The organism is Paenibacillus sp. OT2-17 (assembly GCF_009827695.1).
Taxonomy (GTDB): domain Bacteria; phylum Bacillota; class Bacilli; order Paenibacillales; family Paenibacillaceae; genus Paenibacillus; species Paenibacillus polymyxa_B.
The window spans coordinates 1-1,592 of sequence record NZ_WUDQ01000717.1; the positions used below are offsets into that span (position 1 = coordinate 1).

A 1,592-nucleotide genomic window follows, 5' to 3' on the forward strand; every position below is an offset into this window, starting at 1 on the left:
CGTTAATGCCTTCGTGCGGGCTGGCAGCCGCGTGAGCAGATTGACCAAAAAATTCGAATTGTACAGCATCAATCGCCAGTGATTTGCCTGATTTTTCGTAACGGTCATAAGGATGCGTCATAAGTGCTATGTCGCAATCATCAAACAATCCGGCAGCGGCCATAGGGACCTTTGCACCGCGTGTTTCTTCGGCAGGTGTGCCATATACCCGTACTTCTCCACCAGTTTCGTCGATGATCGACTTGAGGCCGACGGCAGCACCAGTACTCATCATACATATCAAATGGTGCCCACAGGCGTGTCCTAGACCTTTCAGAGCGTCATATTCTGCCAGAAAAGCGACAACCGGCCCGGGTTTTGCAGCTTTGTAAGTTGCAATAAAGGCTGTTTCAATGCCCAATACAGGTGCCTGGACCTCAAATCCGTGAAAAACCAGTTCTTCTTTTAAACGGGCAGCGGCCAGAAATTCCTCGTTTCCAAGTTCAGGATTTGCGCCAATAAATAACGAAATGTCCTTAAACCGTGGGGCATGCTGCTCGATGGTCTGTTGAATGGTCTGTTTAAAATCCATGCTGAAAACTCCTTTATATAAGCTGTAATGTAGGTACTGCGTTAGGTATGCTGAAATTGTACTATAACATTCATTGCATAATCATGCATATTCATTTATAATGACACAATCTTATTTATTATAAAGAATTTAAGGAGAGAAAAAAAGATTGAAAAAGGCATATCGTTTTACCGCCCTGGTTTTGACGGCGGTTATCTTGCTGTTGACTGGTCTTCCCATGCTCAATGCATACGGAACGGAAGCAAAGCCACAGAAAAAACTTGTAGTGGGCATGAGTGCCGACTTTCCGCCGTATGAGTTTCATAAAGTCATTAACGGTAAGGATACCATTGTTGGGTTCGATGTGGATATCGCCAAGGAAATCGCCAAAGATTTGGATGCGGAGATGGTCCCTGAAGACATGAGTTTTGACTCTTTGCTGCCTGCTCTGCAAAGTGGTCGTGTAGACTTGGTACTGTCCGGTATGACACCAACGGATGAACGCAGAAAGAGTATTGATTTTTCGGATGTATACTATCGCTCCAAGCAAGTCATCATGGTACGCCCAGAGGATAAAGACAAATATCCGACGATGGATGCTTTGAAAGGCGAGAAGATCGGAGCACAAAAGGGAAGTATTCAGGAAGAGATTGCTCAAAAAGTGCCCAATGCCTCTGTAACTTCACTGGATAAAATATCTGACCTGGTACTCCAGCTGCGGACCCAGCGTGTGAACGCTGTCGTGATCGAAGATACGGTTGCTAAAGGATACACGTTAGACGGTACCGTAACCCTTGCCAAGGCTGTGCCTGAGGATGCGGGAGCAGAAACAGCTGTAGGTATCCGTAAAGGGAATGCAGAATTGCTTGCTTCTGTAAATAAAACGTTGGCTCGCCTGAAAGCAGACGGGTCGATTGAGAAGTTTTCCACGGAAGCGAGTGCACTTTCTGCGGATCGTCAGGTTTCTTCTAATAACATTGTAGATATTTTTTGGAAATACCGCAGTTTATACGCTACGGGTATCGGCTACACCTTGTTGCTG

2 protein-coding genes are annotated in these 1,592 nt (G+C 45.7%); one reads left to right on the forward strand and one right to left on the reverse strand.

Features of this window, described 5'->3' with window-relative positions:
- Positions 1-571, reverse strand: a 571-nt coding sequence (locus tag GRP75_RS26430) for a zinc-binding metallopeptidase family protein (RefSeq protein ID WP_160790829.1), incomplete at its 3' end; no start/stop codon positions are given.
- A 148-nt stretch (positions 572-719) separates the two neighbouring features.
- On the opposite strand from GRP75_RS26430, the gene GRP75_RS26435 reads away from it, so the two are divergent.
- The coding region (locus GRP75_RS26435) for a transporter substrate-binding domain-containing protein (RefSeq protein WP_160790830.1) at positions 720-1,592 on the forward strand (873 nt) is incomplete at its 3' end.